This is a genomic window from Arcobacter thermotolerans (assembly GCF_983172305.1).
This window is the reverse complement of record NZ_CFAFZJ010000016.1, coordinates 1-19,496: the sequence shown is the minus strand read 5'-3', so window position 1 is coordinate 19,496 and position 19,496 is coordinate 1. Positions and strand designations below refer to the sequence as shown.

23 protein-coding genes are annotated in these 19,496 nt (G+C 28.3%); 12 read left to right on the top strand and 11 right to left on the bottom strand.

Annotation, left to right across the window (positions count from 1 at the left end; translation table 11 throughout):
- Positions 1-18: 18 nt before the first annotated feature.
- The 5 genes from AC5LG6_RS10690 (at position 19) to AC5LG6_RS10670 (ending at position 4,705) form a co-directional block, all read left to right on the top strand.
- A complete protein-coding gene (locus tag AC5LG6_RS10690) occupies positions 19-249 on the top strand; it encodes a DUF2061 domain-containing protein (protein WP_026806555.1) in 231 nt (76 codons plus the stop codon).
- Between the two features lie 8 nt (positions 250-257).
- A complete protein-coding gene (locus AC5LG6_RS10685; protein WP_498586564.1) occupies positions 258-959 on the top strand; it encodes a phosphoadenylyl-sulfate reductase in 702 nt (233 codons plus the stop codon).
- A 348-nt stretch (positions 960-1,307) separates the two neighbouring features.
- Positions 1,308-2,219: a sulfate adenylyltransferase subunit CysD gene (gene cysD / locus AC5LG6_RS10680; protein ID WP_186984714.1), complete on the top strand. Its 912-nt coding sequence runs from the start codon at positions 1,308-1,310 to the stop codon at positions 2,217-2,219.
- 1 nt (position 2,220) lies between these two features.
- On the top strand, positions 2,221-3,615 hold the full coding sequence (cysN, locus tag AC5LG6_RS10675; protein WP_498586562.1) for a sulfate adenylyltransferase subunit CysN: 1,395 nt from the start codon (positions 2,221-2,223) through the stop codon (positions 3,613-3,615).
- 10 nt (positions 3,616-3,625) lie between these two features.
- Complete coding sequence (locus tag AC5LG6_RS10670) at positions 3,626-4,705, top strand: sulfite reductase (RefSeq protein WP_498586561.1); 1,080 nt, start codon at positions 3,626-3,628, stop codon at positions 4,703-4,705.
- A 22-nt stretch (positions 4,706-4,727) separates the two neighbouring features.
- On the opposite strand, the gene AC5LG6_RS10665 is transcribed toward AC5LG6_RS10670, so the two are convergent.
- The 3 genes from AC5LG6_RS10665 to AC5LG6_RS10655 all read right to left on the bottom strand — a co-directional run bounded on the left by AC5LG6_RS10665 (position 4,728) and on the right by AC5LG6_RS10655 (position 7,149).
- Positions 4,728-5,879: a multidrug effflux MFS transporter gene (locus AC5LG6_RS10665; protein ID WP_498586560.1), complete on the bottom strand. Its 1,152-nt coding sequence runs from the start codon at positions 5,877-5,879 to the stop codon at positions 4,728-4,730.
- Positions 5,880-6,004: 125 nt separating this feature from the next.
- A complete protein-coding gene (locus AC5LG6_RS10660; protein WP_066152977.1) occupies positions 6,005-6,442 on the bottom strand; it encodes a Dps family protein in 438 nt (145 codons plus the stop codon).
- A gap of 62 nt (positions 6,443-6,504) precedes the next feature.
- On the bottom strand, positions 6,505-7,149 hold the full coding sequence (locus AC5LG6_RS10655; protein WP_260879230.1) for an HAD family hydrolase: 645 nt from the start codon (positions 7,147-7,149) through the stop codon (positions 6,505-6,507).
- A gap of 209 nt (positions 7,150-7,358) precedes the next feature.
- Here AC5LG6_RS10655 and AC5LG6_RS10650 point away from each other — a divergent pair, with 209 nt between their 5' ends.
- The 3 genes from AC5LG6_RS10650 to ung all read left to right on the top strand — a co-directional run bounded on the left by AC5LG6_RS10650 (position 7,359) and on the right by ung (position 11,283).
- Positions 7,359-9,011 (top strand): acetolactate synthase large subunit, encoded by a 1,653-nt coding sequence (locus tag AC5LG6_RS10650; protein WP_498586558.1) that lies wholly within the window; start codon positions 7,359-7,361, stop codon positions 9,009-9,011.
- Positions 9,012-9,089: 78 nt separating this feature from the next.
- The gene (locus tag AC5LG6_RS10645; RefSeq protein ID WP_066164754.1) at positions 9,090-10,481 is read left to right on the top strand and encodes an aldehyde dehydrogenase family protein; all 1,392 of its coding nucleotides are present in this window, start codon (positions 9,090-9,092) and stop codon (positions 10,479-10,481) included.
- Positions 10,482-10,635: 154 nt separating this feature from the next.
- On the top strand, positions 10,636-11,283 hold the full coding sequence (ung, locus tag AC5LG6_RS10640) for a uracil-DNA glycosylase (RefSeq protein ID WP_498586557.1): 648 nt from the start codon (positions 10,636-10,638) through the stop codon (positions 11,281-11,283).
- Between the two features lies 1 nt (position 11,284).
- Here the strand turns inward: ung and AC5LG6_RS10635 are convergent, their stop codons facing one another.
- Positions 11,285-11,632, bottom strand: a complete 348-nt coding sequence (locus tag AC5LG6_RS10635) for a nitrous oxide-stimulated promoter family protein (protein ID WP_498586556.1) — start codon at positions 11,630-11,632, stop codon at positions 11,285-11,287.
- 82 nt (positions 11,633-11,714) lie between these two features.
- On the opposite strand from AC5LG6_RS10635, the gene AC5LG6_RS10630 reads away from it, so the two are divergent.
- The 3 genes from AC5LG6_RS10630 to AC5LG6_RS10620 are packed head-to-tail and all read left to right on the top strand — an operon-like array spanning position 11,715 to position 14,095.
- A complete protein-coding gene (locus AC5LG6_RS10630) occupies positions 11,715-12,368 on the top strand; it encodes a Crp/Fnr family transcriptional regulator (RefSeq protein ID WP_066218423.1) in 654 nt (217 codons plus the stop codon).
- A 14-nt stretch (positions 12,369-12,382) separates the two neighbouring features.
- The gene (locus AC5LG6_RS10625) at positions 12,383-13,120 is read left to right on the top strand and encodes a YaaA family protein (protein ID WP_260942930.1); all 738 of its coding nucleotides are present in this window, start codon (positions 12,383-12,385) and stop codon (positions 13,118-13,120) included.
- Between the two features lie 9 nt (positions 13,121-13,129).
- Complete coding sequence (locus AC5LG6_RS10620; protein ID WP_120985503.1) at positions 13,130-14,095, top strand: zinc transporter ZntB; 966 nt, start codon at positions 13,130-13,132, stop codon at positions 14,093-14,095.
- A gap of 31 nt (positions 14,096-14,126) precedes the next feature.
- On the opposite strand, the gene AC5LG6_RS10615 is transcribed toward AC5LG6_RS10620, so the two are convergent.
- The 5 genes from AC5LG6_RS10615 to secG are packed head-to-tail and all read right to left on the bottom strand — an operon-like array spanning position 14,127 to position 17,240.
- Positions 14,127-15,227 (bottom strand): MFS transporter, encoded by a 1,101-nt coding sequence (locus AC5LG6_RS10615; protein WP_066346004.1) that lies wholly within the window; start codon positions 15,225-15,227, stop codon positions 14,127-14,129.
- A complete protein-coding gene (locus AC5LG6_RS10610; protein WP_498586555.1) occupies positions 15,228-15,701 on the bottom strand; it encodes an RDD family protein in 474 nt (157 codons plus the stop codon). It abuts the gene before it with no gap.
- Positions 15,701-16,309, bottom strand: coding sequence for an orotate phosphoribosyltransferase (pyrE, locus tag AC5LG6_RS10605; RefSeq protein ID WP_260913678.1), 609 nt, complete (start codon positions 16,307-16,309; stop codon positions 15,701-15,703). The genes AC5LG6_RS10610 and pyrE overlap by 1 nt, the downstream gene beginning before the upstream one ends.
- Before the next feature lie 2 nt (positions 16,310-16,311).
- Positions 16,312-16,869, bottom strand: a complete 558-nt coding sequence (gene frr, locus AC5LG6_RS10600; protein ID WP_066152947.1) for a ribosome recycling factor — start codon at positions 16,867-16,869, stop codon at positions 16,312-16,314.
- 17 nt (positions 16,870-16,886) lie between these two features.
- On the bottom strand, positions 16,887-17,240 hold the full coding sequence (secG, locus tag AC5LG6_RS10595) for a preprotein translocase subunit SecG (protein ID WP_498586553.1): 354 nt from the start codon (positions 17,238-17,240) through the stop codon (positions 16,887-16,889).
- A gap of 83 nt (positions 17,241-17,323) precedes the next feature.
- Between secG and AC5LG6_RS10590 the strand changes: the two genes are divergently transcribed.
- Positions 17,324-18,016: a methyltransferase domain-containing protein gene (locus tag AC5LG6_RS10590; RefSeq protein WP_141051972.1), complete on the top strand. Its 693-nt coding sequence runs from the start codon at positions 17,324-17,326 to the stop codon at positions 18,014-18,016.
- Here AC5LG6_RS10590 and AC5LG6_RS10585 read toward each other — a convergent pair.
- Together AC5LG6_RS10585 and AC5LG6_RS10580 are read right to left on the bottom strand one after the other, a co-directional pair.
- The gene (locus AC5LG6_RS10585; RefSeq protein WP_066359499.1) at positions 17,968-18,372 is read right to left on the bottom strand and encodes a thiamine-phosphate pyrophosphorylase; all 405 of its coding nucleotides are present in this window, start codon (positions 18,370-18,372) and stop codon (positions 17,968-17,970) included. The two genes, AC5LG6_RS10590 and AC5LG6_RS10585, sit on opposite strands and share 49 nt — an antisense overlap.
- A gap of 35 nt (positions 18,373-18,407) precedes the next feature.
- Positions 18,408-19,106 (bottom strand): Bax inhibitor-1/YccA family protein, encoded by a 699-nt coding sequence (locus AC5LG6_RS10580; RefSeq protein ID WP_498586551.1) that lies wholly within the window; start codon positions 19,104-19,106, stop codon positions 18,408-18,410.
- Positions 19,107-19,496 lie beyond the last annotated feature (390 nt).

Genomic DNA, 19,496 nt, shown 5'->3' with positions numbered 1-19,496 from the left:
CTTGAATTTAGGAAATTTATGCACGAAAAACCATATAGATCGGTCGCAAAAGCAATTTCTTGGCGAACGGTTGGAACACTAGATACTATTATAGTATCTTATTTTATAACAGGGAATTTAGTTATGGCGGCTTCAATTGGGACGATTGAAGTTATTACAAAGATGATTTTATACTATTTTCATGAAAGAGCTTGGAATAGAATAAAATTTGGTACAGTAAAACCAACAGAAAACGACTATCAAATTTAAGGTATTTTATGAGTATAGAAATAGTAAAAAATATTGAAGAAAGAATTTCATCTTTAAATACAACTGATTTAATCAAATATATATTTGAAAATTACAAAAATGTAGCATTAAGTTCTAGTCTAGGTGCAGAAGATCAAGTTTTAACAGATATGATATTTAAAGTAAATAAAAATAGTAGAGTATTTACTCTTGATACTGGAAGATTACATAGCGAAACTTACAAAGTTTTAGATGAGACAAATTTAAAATATGGTGTAAAAATAGAGGTATTTTTTCCAAAATTTGAAGATGTTGAAAACTTATATAAAATTCAAGGTGTAAATGGTCACTTTGAAAGTATTGATAAGAGAAAAAATTGCTGTAATATTAGAAAAATAGAGCCTTTAAAAAGAGCTTTAAAAAATGTTGATATCTGGATTACAGGGCTTAGAGCATCTCAAAGTGTTACAAGAACCAATATGCCAATAGTTGAATGGGATGAAAATTTTAAAGTTATAAAACTAAATCCACTTATCAACTGGAGCGAAGATGATGTTTGGAATTATATAAAAGAGAATAAGGTTCCATATAATAAACTACACGATAATGGCTTTCCAAGTATTGGTTGTGAACCTTGTACAAGAGCTATAAAACAAGGTGAGGATATAAGAGCTGGAAGATGGTGGTGGGAGAATCCAGAGCATAAAGAGTGTGGTCTTCATAAGAAGTGATTTTTGGTTTTTATTTCATACTTTTTAAAAAAGTATGCAAAATCGGAACACGGTTGCCTTTTTAGGGATTTTTTTTAATAAATTTCTAAAAATGAAAAACTTGCAAACTAAAGTTTGCTTCAAACAGTTTCATTTTTTTAACGAAATTTATCTCAAAAATCTTTTCCTAAAAAGGCAAAGTGTCCCTTGCTAAGGCAAATGAATTGCCTAACGGCAATAGTTTTTTATATCCAAAGGAGAGCAACAACTAGCCTTTGGCAAAAGTTTGAAACGGGCAAACGATTTTCTTTTGGTACTTTTCTTTTTAAAAAGAAAAAGTACATAGACAAATTAAAGAGGAGAAAATAGATGTTAGATACAAAACAACTAACACATTTAAAACAACTAGAAGCTGAATCAATTCATATAATTAGAGAAGTTGTTGCAGAGTTTGATAATCCTGTTATGATGTACTCTGTTGGAAAAGATTCAGCAGTTATGTTACATTTAGCACTAAAGGCATTTGCTCCTGCAAAGCTACCATTTCCACTTTTACATGTGGATACTTTATGGAAATTTAAAGAGATGATTGCTTTTAGAGATAAAAGAGCAAAAGAAGAAGGATTTGAACTTTTAGTTCACACAAACCCTGATGGAATTGCTCAAGGAATTGGACCTTTTACTCATGGTAGTGCTGTTCATACAGATATTATGAAAACTCAAGGTTTAAAACAAGCCTTAAATAAATATAAGTTTGATGCTGTTTTTGGAGGAGCTAGAAGGGATGAAGAAAAATCTCGTGCAAAAGAGAGAATCTACTCTTTTAGAGATAAAAATCACAGATGGGATCCAAAAAACCAAAGACCAGAACTTTGGAATATCTACAATGCAAGAGTTCACAAAGATGAAAGCATTAGAGTTTTCCCACTTTCAAACTGGACAGAACTTGATATTTGGCAATATATCTATTTAGAGCAAATTCCAATAGTTCCACTATATTTTGCGGCTAAAAGACCAGTCGTTGAAAAAGATGGTGTAAAAATCATGGTTGATGATGAAAGAATGCCAATAGGTCCAGAAGATGTTATAAAAGAAGAAATGGTTAGATTCAGAACTTTAGGATGTTATCCTTTAACAGGTGCTGTAAATTCAACTGCAACAACTCTTGAAGAGATAATCAAAGAGATGCTTCTAAGCCGTACAAGTGAGAGACAAGGAAGAGTTATAGACAATGATAGTGCTGGGTCTATGGAGAAGAAAAAAATAGAAGGGTATTTTTAAAATGGAAAAAATTGATGATATAAAAGCTTATTTAGAAGAGCATGAGAATAAACAACTTCTTAGATTTATAACTTGTGGAAATGTTGATGATGGGAAATCTACTTTAATTGGAAGATTACTTCATGACTCAAAGATGATTTTTGAAGATCAATTAGCAACTATAAAAAAAGATAGTAAAAAAAACAATACTACAAACAATGAGTTTGACTTATCTTTGCTTGTTGATGGTTTACAAAGCGAAAGAGAGCAAGGAATTACTATTGATGTTGCTTATAGATATTTTACAACTGATAAAAGAAAGTTTATTATTGCAGATACTCCAGGTCATGAGCAATATACAAGAAATATGGCAACGGGGGCTAGTACAGCAAACTTAGCAATTATTTTAATAGATGCTAGATATGGAGTTCAAACTCAAACGAAAAGACACTCTTTTATAAATAAGTTATTAGGAATTAAACATATAGTTGTAGCTGTTAATAAAATGGACTTAATGGATTTTAGAGAAGATGTTTTTAATAAAATTAAAGAGGATTATCTTAAATTTGCAAAAGAGTTAGGGCTTTCTAGTAATATAACTTTAATTCCATTATCTGCTTTAAATGGAGATAATGTTGTTGAAAGAAGCTCGAAATCTCCTTGGTATAATGGTGAAACATTAATAGAGCATTTAGAAAATGTACAAATTGATAGCGATAGAGATTTAACACACTTTAGATTTCCAGTTCAATATGTAAATAGAGCTAATCTTGATTTTAGAGGTTTTTGTGGAACAGTTGCTAGTGGAGTTATAAAAGTTGGTGATGAAATTACAGTTTTACCATCTAAAAAAAGCTCAAAAGTAAAAGAGATTGTAACTTATGATGGAAATTTGCCTTATGCATATGCACAACAAGCAATTACTTTAACTTTAGAAGATGAGATAGATATTAGTCGTGGCGATGTGATTGTAAAAAGTGATGAACAAGCTGATGAGGCAAACAATTTTGATGTTGATATTGTATGGTTAAGTGAAGATCCACTAATAAAAGGAAAACAATATTTTATCAAAAGAGCAACAACTACAACAGTTGGAACTATTAGTCAATTTTATTATAAAACAGATGTAAACACTCTTGAAAGAAGTGCAACAAACACTCTAAACTTAAATGAGATTGCAAGAGCAAAACTTGATTTAGAGCAAATAATTGCATACGATACTTATGATAAAATAAAAACAATGGGAAGCTTTATAATAATAGATAGAGTTACAAACAACACTGTTGGTGCTGGTATGATTAGATCAAAATCAAGTGATCAAAGCAAAAAAGATAGCTCTTATAGTGCTTTTGAGATTGAGTTTAATGCTCTTGTGCGAAAACATTTTCCACACTGGGAGTGCAAAGAGATTTTTTAATGGAGTTAAAATGTCAATAAATATAAATATTGAGAAATTAAAAAAAGATATAACTAGTGAAGATATTTTGGCTTCACTATTTTATTATGCTGTTTTTGGAGAAAAAATATCAGAAAATGATTTAGAGAGATTTAAGTGGCATGGAATTTATGCTAAAGATGAAAAACAAACAAGTTTTTCTCTTAAAATTCCTCTAAATTTAGGAGAGCTAAATTTAGAACAGCTAGAGTCAATATTAGATATTTTAGAGACTTTTTCAATATTAAAAATATCTTTCAAAGATGGTCAAAAAATAGAGTTTGATAGTTTAAATTTAAGAGATATTCCAGAGATTTTTAATATCTTAAATAAAGTAGGGCTATCAAGTTTTTTTGAGTCAAGTCATAGTATAAAAAAAGTTTTGACATGCCCTGTAAATGGACTAGATACTACACAAATTTTTGATGTAGAAGATTTGGCAAAAAAATTAAATGAGAGTTTTGTTGAAAATAAAAATTTCTTTAATCTTCCAAATAAATTACAATTTGCAATAAGTGGTTATCGTGAAGGTTGTGATGCTGGATTTACACCAGATGTTAGCTTTAATGCTTTTAAAAATAACAAAGATAAAATAGTTTTTGATTTAAAAATTTTGGATAAGGTTGTAGCTCAAATAGGTAGTTCTCAAATAATAAAAACAGCAAGAGTAATAGCTGCTGTATATAGAGATTTTGGAAATAGAGAAAATAATAGCAATTTTAAAGAGTTTATAAAAGAGTTTACACTTGAGAGTTTTTGTGATATTTTAAGTTCAAATTTGGATATTAAAATAGATAATAATCAAGAGATAAAAATATTAAAAGAACCAAAGAAACCTAGAATGGGAATAAATAAAAGTTCAAAAGATGGTTACTCTTTTATAGGATTAAAAAGTATAAAAAAAGAGTTCACTAAAGATGATTTAAAAAATATAATAGAAAATATGAAAAAATATAGTACAACAAAGTTAAAAATTACTCATAAATCAAATATTATAATCTTAGATGTACCAAGTCAAAATAGTGATAATCTAGTAAACTCTCTTAAAAATAGCGGACTAGTTTTAGAATAATATAAATAGTTGAAGATATAAACTATTTATAACTTCTAATAATCAAAAAGCTGATAATTGATAGAAAAGTGATGCTAAAAGCTATCACAAAAAATCCATTGTTATCAAAATTTAGAGCAATAGAAGATATTAAAGCACCCAATCCAAACTGTAAAACACCAATAACCCCACTAGCAACTCCAGCATTTTTTGAAAAATGCTCAATTGCTAAAGACATACAATTTCCAAAAATGAATGCCATCATACTCATATATGAAGCTATTATAATAACTGTCAAAATCAAGTTCATATCTTTGTGAATTAATAAAAATATAATACCAACACAAAATTGAATTAATGTTGCATATTTTGCAATATTTTTAGCTTCATAAGTTTTTAGAAGTTTAACATTTACATTTATCATAGCTATTAAAATAATAAAATTTATACCAAAGAATATTGGAAAATAGTCTGTTTTTATACCAAAATATTCAATATAAATATATGATGTTTTTGCAATAATAATAAAAAAAGCACCAAAACTAATAGCAAGTACCAACATAGCTTTCATGGCTTTTTTATGAGTTAAAACAAGTTTGTATGATTCAATAATATTTTGTTTTGTATATGTAAAACTCTCTGGTAAATCTTTATAAATAAAAAATGCAACAATTAGTGCATAAATTGTTAAAAAGATAAAAATACCTTCCCATGGGAAAAAGTGAATTATAGCAGCACCAAATACAGGAGCCAAAAGAGGAGCTAAACTTCTAACCATTCCAATAAGTGAAAAAACTTTTGCTGCTTCTTGTCCGCTAAATCTATCTCTTACAGCAGCAGTTGCATTAACAACTGTAATTCCACCAAAAAATGCTTCTAAAAATCTATAAATCCATAATTCATAAATAGATGAACTAAAAATGATTAAGAAACTAAAAAGTGCATATCCTAAAAGCCCAACAATAGAACCAACTCTTCTTCCATATCTATCAGAAATTGGACCACCAAAAATTTGTCCAATAGCAAATCCTATTAAAAATATAGATAAAGATAGCTCTACTTTATGGATATTTACATCAAAATATTTTGCAATTTCTGGAATTGATGGTAAATATGTATCAACTCCCATTGGAGCGACTGAAGATAAAATAGATATAAGAATAATTAAATATAGATGATTAATAGATTTTCGCATAAAAACTCATTTGTAAAATATTATAAATTTTTTTGATTTTAAAGATTAGAAATTAAAAAATTGATAGTAAGATTGTAGTTAAAAGAGGATAAAAATCCTCTTTTATAGATTTTGTAGGCTTGTGCCTATTTTTGCATGCTATTTAACATCCATAAATCTTTTTCAAGTTTTGCAACTTTTTCATCTGCAAATGCTTCAGTTCCTTTGTCATCTTCTTCACTAGCAGCAGCACTTAGTTTTTTGAAAGATTTTAAAAGGTATTCAAAATCAGCAGTTATTTTTTCTACTATCTCTCTTGATTTAAAGCTATCACCTTTTTCAGTCTCTATTTTTGTAGCCTTACTTAACTCTTCAATAGTTAAATATGGTTTATCACCTAAGATAATTGTTCTTTCTGCCATATCATCGAAAAGAACTGACATTTCATTGTAAAGTCCTTCTGTATAAGCATGAACTGGGTGAAAATCCATACCTTTTACATTCCAGTGATAATTATGAACTTTTATATACAAAGCATGCGCATCTGCTTGAATTTGTTTTAACTGTTTAATTACTTTTGACATTTTATAACTCCTTAAAATTTTTGTTAAACTATTATAGTATCAAAAAATATGCTTGTCAAGATTTATTTAATGATTTTTAAAATCTCAAGAGGATTTGAAACTATAAAATCAGCACCAAAATCTCTTAACTCTTTCTCATCTCTAAATCCCCATAAAACACCAATTGCAGTCATATTTGCATTTTTTGCTGTTTGCATATCTATTTTTGTATCTCCTATAAAATAGGTATTTTCACAAGAACTATCTAAACATTTTACAATATCAAGTGCAGCTTTAGGATCTGGTTTTTTTGGAACATCTTTTTTTTGTCCATGAATCTCTTTAAAGTTATAATTTTTGAAAAAATGGTTTACATATGAAACTGTAAATTCATGAGGTTTATTTGATAAAACTGCCAAATTAATATCCAACTTTTTTAACTCATCTAATAATTCATAAATTCCATCATAAGGTAGAGTTTTTGAGTGTAGTTTTCCATCATACTCTATTTTAAATCTTTTTATTACTTCATCTTTTATCTCTTTTGATTGATTACTTAAAGCATTTTCTACTAAAATATCAACTCCTCCTCCAACAAAATGTTTATAATCTTCAATTTTATGTGTTGGAAGCTGTAAGCTTTCAAGAACTTTATTCATACTAGATGCTATATCTTCAATTGAGTCCAAAAGTGTGCCATCTAGGTCAAATATAACTGTTTTTTTCATTCTATAAATTCTCCTTTTATCTAAAGTGTAACTTTTTGTTAATATAAAGTTATAAGATGTGTAAATATAGTTAATATTATATAAAGAATAGTTTTAATATGGTTATAATGTCAATTGTTTATTAAGTATCAAAAAATAAGATATTTTTTATATTTAAAATTAGCTATGTGAATTATTACAACTATTAATTAAAACGGAGTAAAAGAAAGATGAATGCATCAGATTTATTTATTAAAGCATTAGAAAACGAAGGTGTTGAGTACATTTTTGGTGTTCCAGGTGAAGAAAACTTAGATTTCTTGGAAGCTATGAGAAAATCAAATATCAAACTTATCTTAACAAGACATGAGCAAGGTGCAGGATTTATGGCTGCAACTTATGGAAGATTAACAGGAAAAGTTGGAGTTTGTTTAGCAACTCTTGGGCCTGGTGCTACAAACTTTGCAACTTGTGCTGCTTATGCACAATTAGGTGGAATGCCTATGATGATGATAACTGGTCAAAAACCAATTAAAAAATCAAAACAAGGAAGATTCCAAATTATTGACATCGTAAGAATGATGAGACCGATGACTAAATTTGCAAAACAAATTGTAAATGTTCATAATATCCCTTCTGTTGTAAGAGATGCATTTAAAATTGCAACAACTGAAAGACCTGGTGCTGTTCATATTGAACTACCTGAAGATATTGCACACGAACCTGTAGATGCTGATACAACAATCTACCCAGTTTACAATGTAAAATATCCAGCAGCAGTTGATGAGGTTATTGCAGAAGCAGTTGCTATGATTGAAAAAGCTAAAAGACCACTACTTTTAATTGGAGCTGGAGCAAATAGAACAAGAATAGGAAATACTTTAACAGATTTAGTAAATAAAACTGGTATGGCATTCTTCTCTACTCAAATGGGTAAAGGTGTTATTGATGAAAATCATCCAATGTGTTTAAGTGCTGCTGCATTATCAAAAGATGACTTTGTTCACTGTGCAATTGATAGAGCAGATTTAATTATCAATGTTGGACATGATGTTATTGAAAAACCACCATTTTTTATGTCAAATAAAGAGGGTGCAACAAAAGTTATGCATGTTAACTTCTTCCCATCTGAAGTAGATGATACTTACTTCCCACAAATGGATGTTGTTGGAGATATCGCAAGTAATATTGCAAAAATAACTGAGAAAATAAAAGTTCAAGCTCACTGGGATTTTGATTACTATACAAGAATGGCAGAAGAGATTAGAACTAGATTATCAAAATATTTTGGTGATAATAGATTCCCAATTTTACCTCAAAGAGCTGTAAGAGCTATTAGACAAACTTTAGCTGATGAAGATATCGTAACACTTGATAATGGTGTTTATAAATTATGGTTTGCAAGAAACTATAGATGTGCAAAACCAAATACACTTTTACTAGATAATGCACTTGCAACTATGGGAGCTGGACTTCCTTCTGGAATGATGGCAAAAATGATCAATCCAAATAAAAAAGTTGTTTCAGTTTGTGGAGATGGTGGGTTTATGATGAACTCTCAAGAGATGGAGACAGCTGTTAGATTAGGACTTGATTTAACTGTAATTATTCTAAATGATAATGCATATGGAATGATTAAGTGGAAACAAACAGGAATGGGATTTGAGTCATTTGGACTTGATCTTGGAAACCCTGATTTTGTTAAATATGCTGAATCTTATGGAGCTCATGGTTATAGACCAAAATCTGTTGAAGAGTTTGAAGCTACATTAGAAAAATGTGTAAATAGTAAAGGAGTTCACTTAATTGACCTTGCTGTTGATTACTCTTTAAACCACTCAATCTTGAATGAGCTTTTACCACAAAAAACTTGTTTAGTTTAATCTAAACATTAAGAAAAAGGGGCTTTAAATCTAAAGCCCCTTTTTTAATCTTTAAAATTAAAATTCAAAGGAGAAAATATGAGTACGATAGAAGTTACATCACCATTTGATGGAAAAGTAGTTGGAACTGTAAAATTTAACACTTATGAAGAGGTTGAAGCAGCTATTGATTTAGCACATAAAACTTTTTTAGATAGAGATAATTGGATTCCAAAATATAAAAGAATAGAGATTTTAGAAAATGTTATGAAAATTATGAGTTCTCAAGTTGAAGAGCTTACAATCCTTTGTGCAAGTGAAGGTGGAAAACCATATATTGACTCTAAAGTTGAAATTCAAAGAGCTATAAATGGAATTAAAATTGCTATTGAGCAAATAGGACTTCAAGAGGGTCATGAAATTGCTATGGGTCACACAGCATCAAGTGCAAATAGAATTGCATACACAATGAAAGAGCCAATAGGTGTTGTTGCTGCAATTTCTGCATTTAATCACCCATTTAATTTAGCAGTTCACCAAGTAATTCCAGCAATTGCTGTTGGATGTCCAGTAATTATTAGACCAGCAACTCAAACTCCTATGAGTGCAATCAAGCTTGTAGAAATTTTAAAAGAGGCTGGTTTACCAAATGGTTGGGCTCAAGCTGTTGTTTGTGATAGAAATGCTGGAGAGTTATTAGTAACAAGTCCTAAAACAGCATTCTTTACATTTATTGGTTCTGGTCCTGTTGGTTGGTATTTAAACTCTAAATCATCTCCAGGAACTAGAAGTGCATTAGAGCATGGTGGAGTTGCACCTGTTATTGTTGAGCCAGATGCAGATATTGAAGCTATGATTCCAGATTTAGTAAAAGGTGGATTTTATCATGCTGGTCAAGTTTGTGTATCAGTTCAAAGAATTTTTGTTCATGAATCAATTGCCAACACAGTTGCATCAAAAATTGCTGAAAAAGCTTCAAAATTGGTTGTTGGAAATCAACTTGATCCAAAAACTGAAGTTGGACCATTAATCAACCATAATGAAGTAAACAGAGTTGAAGAGTGGGTAAATGAAGCAGTTACAAAAGGTGGGAAAATTTTAACAGGTGGAAAAAGAATCTCTGATTCTTGTTTTGAACCAACAGTTATTGTTAATCCAAGTGATGATGCAATTATCTCTCAAAAAGAGATTTTTGGACCAGTTGTTTGTGTATATTCATATAAAACTTTAGATGAAGCAATTGCTAGAGCAAATCAACTAGATGTTTCATTCCAAGCAGCAGTATTTACAAAAAATATTGATACAGCTTTAAAATCTATAAAAAGATTAAATGCAACAGCAGTTATGGTAAATGACCATACAGCATTTAGAGTTGACTGGATGCCATTTGGTGGAGCTAAAACTTCAGGATTAGGACTTGGTGGAATTCCAGATTCTATGAGAGAGATGCAAAATCAAAAAATGATGGTTATTAAATCACCAGTTTTATAAAAATAATTACTTAATTTATAAGTAATTTTCTTTCGACAAGAGTTTGCCACACTTGGTATCCCAAAATTTATAATTTTGACCAAGTGGGCAAAATTGTCTCTTTCAAACTACTTATAAAAACAACTACTAAAAAATCAAAATAAAGATTAGATAAATGACTTGGGAAGATATTATAGATTTAGAGAAAAAAAAAGATTACTATAAAAAGTTAAAAGAAGAGATTGATAAAAGATATGAAACTACTACAGTATTTCCAGAAAAACAAAATATCTTTAAAGCTTTTTATTTAACAAAGCTTGATAATCTAAAAGTTGTAATATTAGGACAAGATCCATATCATGGCTTTGGACAAGCTCAAGGTTTAGCTTTTTCAACTCCAGCTAATATTAAAAATCCACCATCTATGCAAAATATATTAAAAGAGATACAGAGTGATTTGGGCAAAAAATCTATTTGTGAAGATGGAGATTTAACACCTTGGGCAAAACAAGGAGTGCTTCTTTTAAATACAATATTAACTGTAGAAGAATCAAAACCAAAATCTCATCACAATTTAGGTTGGGAAGTTTTTACAGATAATATAATTAAATATATAAGCGATAATTGCGAAGATACTATTTTTATTCTTTGGGGAAGCCCTGCTATTTCAAAAACAAAATTAATAGATAGAAAAAAACATCATATTTTAACAGCTCCACACCCAAGCCCACTTAGTTCATATAGAGGATTTTTTGGTTGTAAGCACTTCTCTCAAACAAATAATATTTTAAAATCTTTAAATAAAGAAGCTATTATTTGGTAGATTAATTAAAAAGATTCATAATCCTTGATTTGATTTTTCCAAGAGAGAGTTTTATAGCTGAATATTTCATAACTCTCGCTGTTTCTTTCCATTTAGTTTTTTCATAACATGGAGATGGACAGTTTCTGCATCGAGGTTTAATCTCATGAGGACAGCCTTGTAGTCTATTAAAAGAGTAATTTATATCTTCAAAACATTTACTACAAAGATTAAGTTCCAAACTAAAATTCTCATCTTTGTAATATAGTTGAATTAAAATATTTTTTTGCTCTTCGTGCTTATCTATACAATAAAGTTCATAAAATTTTTTGAGTACATCTATCTCAATCTTATATTTTTCATGTGTCATTTTATATCTTTAATTTTACTTTATATAATATTTGCATACAATAATTAACAGACAATTGATAGCAGTCAAGAAGGAGAGAAAAATGGATAGTATTTCAAAAAAATATGGAGATTATAAATATTTTAGTTTTTTAGAAGAGAAAGATTTAGATAAATTAAAAGATATATCTATTAAAAAAACATATAAAAAGGATGAAATATTATTCTACAAAGGTGATGAGTCAAAATATCTTCATCTTTTAGTTTCTGGAATTGTAAAGCTTTATACTCATGATTTTAAAGATAATGAGGTTGTAATTCACAATTTGATTGGTCCTGCGCTTATTGCTGAAATTATGAATTATGAAGAGATGGATTTTTTAGCAAATTGTGCATTTGAGACTGATGCCGAAGTTATTTTAATAGATTATAAAAAGTTTAAAGAGGAGTTTTTGCAAAAACCAGAGATTTCAATGTTTTTTATAAAATCATTAACAAAAAAGATAAAATTTTTACAAAATTTCATAGATTATAATGTAAGTCTAAATAGTATGGAAAAGATTGCAAAATTTTTATATGAAAACGAGGAACTTCTTAAAACTCTAAAACAGGTAAAAATAGCTCAAATATTAAATATTACTCCAGAAACTTTTTCAAGACAGTTAGCAAAACTAAAAAAAGAGAATATTATAGAGAATGAAAAAGGGTATATAAAGATTTTAGATTATAAAAAAATACAAAATTTTATAAGCAATTAATATAAGGAATAGCGATGAAAATTTTATTTTCTCCTAGTGAGACAAAAAATAGTGGTGGAGTTGAAAAGATTTTTGATGAAAATAGCTTTATATTTCCACAGCTTTTTAATAAAAGAGTTGAAATAATAAACTCTTATAACGAGTTTTTACAAACTGCTTCAATATCGCAATTAGAGAAACTTTTTGGTACAAAAAAAAGTGATGTAATAGAAAAATATAGACAAGATATTTTTAAAAGCCCACTTTTAAAAGCAATACAAAGATATGAAGGTGTTGCTTATGATTATTTGTCTTACAATAATTTAGAAAAAAGTTCACAAAAATATATAGATGATAATGTTTTGATTTTTTCAAATCTTTTTGGAGTTCTAAAAGCAAACGATGAGATACCAGATTACAAACTAAAGCAAGGTGAAAGTTTTTATGATTTAAAAATAGATAAATTTTATAATGATAATTTTAGTAAAGAACTTGATAAATATTTGGAAAATGATGATATTTTGGATTTAAGAGCTGGATTTTATGAGAAGTTTTATGTTATAAAAAAACCATATAAAACATTGAAGTTTATAAAAGATGGCAAAGTTGTAAGTCATTTTGCAAAGGCTTATAGAGGAGAAATTTTAAAAATTATTGCACAAAATGACATAAAAACTTTTGATGATTTTATGAATTTGGAGTTGAAAAATCTAAAACTTGAAGAAATAAAAGAGCAAAAATTAAAAACAGAAATTGTTTATAGCATAATATAAAGGTAAAAAATGAAACCATTTCAAGGCTTTTTAATAGAAAAAGATGGAACAGCAAAAGAGCTTAAATATAATGATATAGAGAGTGTAGATAAAGATAATAAAATTTTGTGGTTGCATTTTGACTATACGAGTAAAGAAGCAAACGATTGGATTAGAAATAGTAGTAATATTGATTCTGTTGCAGTTGAAGCACTTTTAACAGATGAAACAAGACCAAGAACTATTGTTTTAAATGATGCGTTACTTATTGCTTTAAGAGGTGTAAATTTAGAACCAAATTCAAAACCAGAAAAGATGATATCTATTCGTATTTTTATCTCTTCAAATGTGATTATTTCAACAAGTAGAAAAAATATTCTATCTGTAATAGAAATAAGTGAAAATTTAAAAAAAGGAAAAGGTGTAAAAAGCTCTTCTGAATTTTTGGTTGAACTAACTTATAGAATGATTGATAGAATGGACAATGTAATAGATAAAATAGAAGATAGAGCAGATTTTTTAGAAGAAAATATTATAGAATCTGAACACAATACTGCATTTCGAACAGAAATATTAAAAATTAGGAGAGAGAGTATTATTTTAAAAAGGTATTTAACTCCGCAAAAAGAGGCATTAGTTAAACTTTATAATGAAAAATTGTCATGGATAGATGATTATCAAAAAATTGAATTAAGAGAGACAACGGATCAGTTAATAAGGCATATTGAAGAACTTGATACTATAAGAGATAAAGTTATACTTTTTCAAGAAGAGCTTGTAAATAGTTTAACAGAACAGATGAATAAAAAGATGTATATATTAGCTATTTTATCTGCAATATTTCTGCCACTTACTTTTTTAACAGGACTTTTAGGTATAAATGTTGGTGGAATTCCTGGAGCAAATCATGAAAATGCATTTTATATTTTTATAGCTATTTTACTTTGCATAGTAGGTTTTCAGTTTTTCATTTTTAAGAAAAATAAGTGGATTTGAATAAATATATTTTATGAATTATAATTTAGAACTATTTTAAAGTAACTTTATCTTTTTTATCTAAAAACCAAACAAAGATAAAAGAGATTAAGGCAAAAATAGCACTAAATAAAAATAGATACTCTCCATAAGTAGCACCTGCAAGAAATGCACCTACAAATCCACCCAAACCATATCCAACACCAAACATAAACTGTTGAGCTAGTTTTTTATTGTCATAAAGTGAATATAGATAAATTACAACAGCACTATGAAAAAGTGCAAATGAAAATGCATGAATAGCTTGAGTAAAATATACTATTTCTAAATTATCAGGGTATAAATATAAAAGTAACCACCTAAATATAGTTATTCCTACACAAAACTTTATGATTGTTAAAAGATTATTTTTTAAAATAGGTGCTTGAAAATATAACATTAAAATCTCACATATTACACCAAAAGCCCAAAGATAAGATATAGTCTCTAAAGATAATCCATACTCTAGTTCGTAGATAGTAAAAAAGTTGTAAAATCCACCAAAGCTAACTTGCATAAAAAATATACTAGCCCAAAATGCCCAATGTTTTAAAAATGAAAAGACTTCATCTCCTGTTTGATTAATTTTAGCCTCTAAATCATTTTTCAAAAGAAGCAGCGCAAATATTACAGTTAATACTACAATTGCTAAATAATAGTGAAGAGCTATAAATGGAGATGTCAAAAATTTTGCTAAAACTAAGGCAATAAGCATAAACCCAATAGAGCCAAAAAGTCTAGCTTTTCCGTATCTCTCTTTTCCTAAAACAGTTACAGTGGTTACTTCTAAATATGGTAAAATCAAAGATAAACAAGCAGCTAAAAAGGCATTGTTTAACATAAAGATATAAAAATGTTCAATTGTTATATAAAATAGAGTAACAGCTAAAACTGTTAAAAATAGAGCTTTTTTAAACATTGATTTGTTTAAATTTATATGTTTTAAAAATAAAAATGGCATAGCAAACTTCATTAAAGGAGCAACTGCCAGAATAATACCAATATCAAAAGCACTATATCCAATATCATTTAATACTTTTGGTAAAAATATTACATATACACCAACAGCAGCAAAGTAAAAAAAGTAAAATGCTGAAATATTAAAAAATAGCATTTATTGTTCTATTATTTTTGTATTTGAAACTATGTCTTGGAATGTTTTTTTCTCTTTGTTTACAAAGGGAGTAAATATAAAGAATATTGAGATTATAGAAAAAAGTGTTGCTGAATATCTAATAATTGTTTGTAAAATAGATACTTTAGACTCAGTTTTACTATCAACAAGTTTTAAATCATAAGCTTTTAATCCTGGAGTTTGACCATTTTTTAGCCAAAAAATAGCAATAATGATAAAGTGAACAGCAAAAATAATACCCCAACCTAAGCTTCTATTCTCCGCAAACTCTTGACCACTTCCCATTATAAGGTATATAACTATATATAAAATAGGGGTAGTTATTAAAAAAGTATCAGTCAAAAAGGCTTTAAATCTTTTTGCTATTGATACAAAATTTAAAGATGAGTGTAAAACTTTTTTTGGAATATTTTTCTCTACTCTATTTTGTTTTACATCTCTCCATTTTGACATTAGTTTCCTCTACTACCTGGTTTAATAGCAACACTACCATCTTTGCACAAAGGACAGTTATCTGCACTATACATCTCAAATGCAAAATCTGCTAATGCAAAAAGTGGTTTGTCAAGTGGCAGTTTACAGTTATCTTTTCTTGATAATTCGCTTCCCACTCTTTGACAAAAACCTCTATTTGCTAAAGCTGCATAAGCCACAACTTCACCACCACCTTTTACGATTTCTCTTGCTGCTTCTAAAGCACTTCCACCAGTTGTAATAATATCTTCACAAACAAGATATTTTTCACCAGTTTTTACTTCAAAACCTCTTCGTATAGTCATCTCACCATCAGCTCTTTCTGCAAAGATAAATCTTACATCCAAAGCAGTTGCAAGTGCAAATCCAGCTATTAATCCCCCAAGTGCAGGAGCGCAAACTGCATCAATTTTAATTCCTGATTTTTTAATTTCAACAGCTAAAGCTTCTGCAAGAAGTTTAGCAGTTTTTGGATCTTCTAAAACTTTTGCACTTTGAAGATAAAATTGTGAATGGTTACCGCTACTTAATTTAAAGTGCCCTTCTAATAAGGCATTAGCATCTTTATATATTTGTTCTATATTCATAATTAAACCGTTAAAATCTCTTTCTCTTTTGTTTTTAAAGTTTCATCTGCTTTTGCAACAAAACCATCAGTTATTTTTTGTACTTCATCTTGAGCTTTTTTACTATCATCTTCTGTTATAAGTTTATCTTTTAGAAGATTTTTTATCTTTGTATTTGAGTTTTGTCTAATATTTCTAATAGCAACTTTTGCATTGTCAGTCATAACTTTTGCTTGCTTTGCAGTCTCTTGTCTTTGTTCAACTGTCATAGGAGGGAAGAATAGTTTAATTACTTCCCCATTGTTATTTGGATTTACTCCAATATTTGCTGTTTGTATAGCTTTTTCAATTATTCCTAAAAGATTTTTTTCCCAAGGATTTATTGTAATAGTTGTAGCATCTGTTGCTAATACAGAACCAACTTGACTTAAATCAGTCATTGTTCCATAGTAATCAACTTTGATATTATCTAAAATATTTACATTTACCTTACCAGTTCTAAGAGTTTTGTAATCTCTTCTTAAGGCTTCAATAGATTTCTCCATTTGCTCTTTTGTTTGTGAATAAACTTCTTCTAACATAATTATCTCCTCTAGATTTATTTCTCAGGCACTGAAGCTGGAGCTTTTGGAGCTTCTGGCGCAGACGGTGTTGTTGAGTTTTGAGTTGATGGACTTGCTGGTATTAAAGACTCTATTTTTACAGAGTCAATAGCACTTTTATTTCTCTCTTCATTATATGTATATCCTAGATAAAGAGTGTTTAATACGAAAACAAGTCCTAAAGCCATTGTAGCTTTTGATAAAAAATTAGCAGGTCCTTTTGCACCAAAAAGTGATTCATTACTTCCACTATAAGCTCCTAGACCAATACTAGAGCTTTTTTGAAGTAATACAACAATTACAATAAGCACTGCTAAAACAAATTGAACTATTAAAAGTGTAGATGTCATAATCTATAATTCCTTTTTAAAAAATGGTGTCTATTTTATCTAAAACTTGTTAAAATAATGTTAAAAAAAATTCAAAGAGATAAATGGAACTTAAAAATCAATTCTCAAAATATGCAAAAGAGTATAAATCATACAATATTATTCAGCAAATCTGTGCAAAATCTTTAGTTCGAGAGCTTAAATCTAAACCAAAAAATATTTTGGAATTAGGTTGTGGAAGTGGACAAATTTTTTCAAATATAGATTGGGAGTTTGATAAATATTTAGCAATTGATGGTTCAAAACAGATGTGTGAACTTCATCCAAAAGCAAAAAATTTAATAGTAAAATGTCTAAATTTTGATAGTAATGAATTTTTTAACGAGATAAAAAACCAAAAATTTGATATGGTAATATCATCTTCAGCTCTTCAGTGGTCAAATGATTTAAAAAAAATAGTAAAAGAGTTAAGTAAAATTACTAGTGAAATAAATGTTGTTTTATTTACTTCAAATACTTTTAAAACTATTCAAAATATTACAAATCAAAAATCTCCAATTTTGGATGAAAATACAATAAAAGATGCTTTTTCTAGCTATTTTCTTTGTGAATTTGAAACTATTTCTTATAAATTAGAGTTTGATAATAAAAAAGAGCTTTTTGATTACATTAAAAAATCAGGTGTTAGTGGAAAAAGTGAATTAACTTTTGAAAAGGCTAAAAAATTGTATAAAGAGTATAATTTAAACTATTTAGAGTTTGAAGTTATTTTTGTTAAAACAATCTCTAAGTTATAGAGTTCATATCTGATATATTTAAAGTTTTCACTATCTTCTATTGATGATAATTTTGTAAGCTCCTCTAAAACTCTTGAACTCTCTTGAGCTCTTTTAAAGTTTGCTATTAAAATAGAGTTTAAATCTTCTCTATTTTGTTCACTTTTTATAGATTCTCTTAAAACATCATTTTCTACATCTCTAGTTTCAAGAAGTTCGTAATAGTTTTTAGTTCGTGCAATGTGTCTTAAACTTTTTAACTTTGTAGAAATCTCTTTATTATTGTATATATATCTAAAAATATCTTCTACAACTCTAATTCCCTCTCTAAGTCGATTTAGATTTGCGTCAATTAGTCTTAAGTGATTTTTATTCATATTGTAGAGTATATATAGGGTGTGAACCCTATATATTATTCGTTGTTTTTCATAATTCCAAGAATTTGAAGAAGCGATATAAATAGATTAAAGAAATCTAAATATAGTGAAAGTGCAGCTTCAACTGGAGAGTCATAATTTCCTTTGATTATATTTTGTGTATCATACAAAATAAATGCAGAGAAAAGTAAAGCCCCAACACTTGCAATTACTAATTGCATCATTGATGATTGGATGAATATATTTGATATACCAGCAACAATCATTATAATAAGTGCAATGAATAAGAATTTACCCATAAAAGAGAAATCTTTTTTAGTAGTCATAGCAAACATTGAAATCCCACCAAAAGCAATTGATGTCATTAAAAATGCTTGACCAACGATACTAGCACCATCAGGCATCGCAAAAATTGAAGTTAGTAACGGCGCAATTGTAAGACCTGTTATAAATGTAAATGCAAAAAGTACTGCTAAATTTACACCAGGAGTGTGTTTTACTCTAGGAATTACAAAAAAGATAAGCCCTAATTCAATTGCAAATAAAACCCACATCATAGGACCTGCAATATAGTTTACAATTCCTAATCCAATATATGCTCCAGCAGTTGCTGCTAGAAGTGAACCAGCAAAAAGTTGATAAGTAGCTTTTAAAAAGCTCATTATATATGCTTGTTGTGATGATTCATTTGAGTAACTATTTGTCTTATCTGTCAAATAATCTCTGTTGTACATCTTCTTTCCTTTTTATTATAGTTTTGAAACTTTATTTATATAACACTACTTCAATGTTATATTAGGACATTATAGTATATAAAATTGGTAAATAAAAGATTAATAAAATAAAATTCCCAAAATTAAGCCAAGATTAATAAAAACCCCTTGACAAAAAAAAAAAAAGGCACTATAATTCCCGTCCAATTTGACCATAGGGTTAAAATTAGAGTTCTTTAAAATATGTATGAAGTTTAGGAAGTAATCTTTGTAAACTAAATATAATGATTGTTAAAAGTAAAAAAATTGAACAAGATATAAATAGAGATATTTATTAACTTGTCTATAAATTTGAGTGATAATTTTGTAATTAAGTAATTAAAAACAAAAATGTCAGTTTCAACTACTACA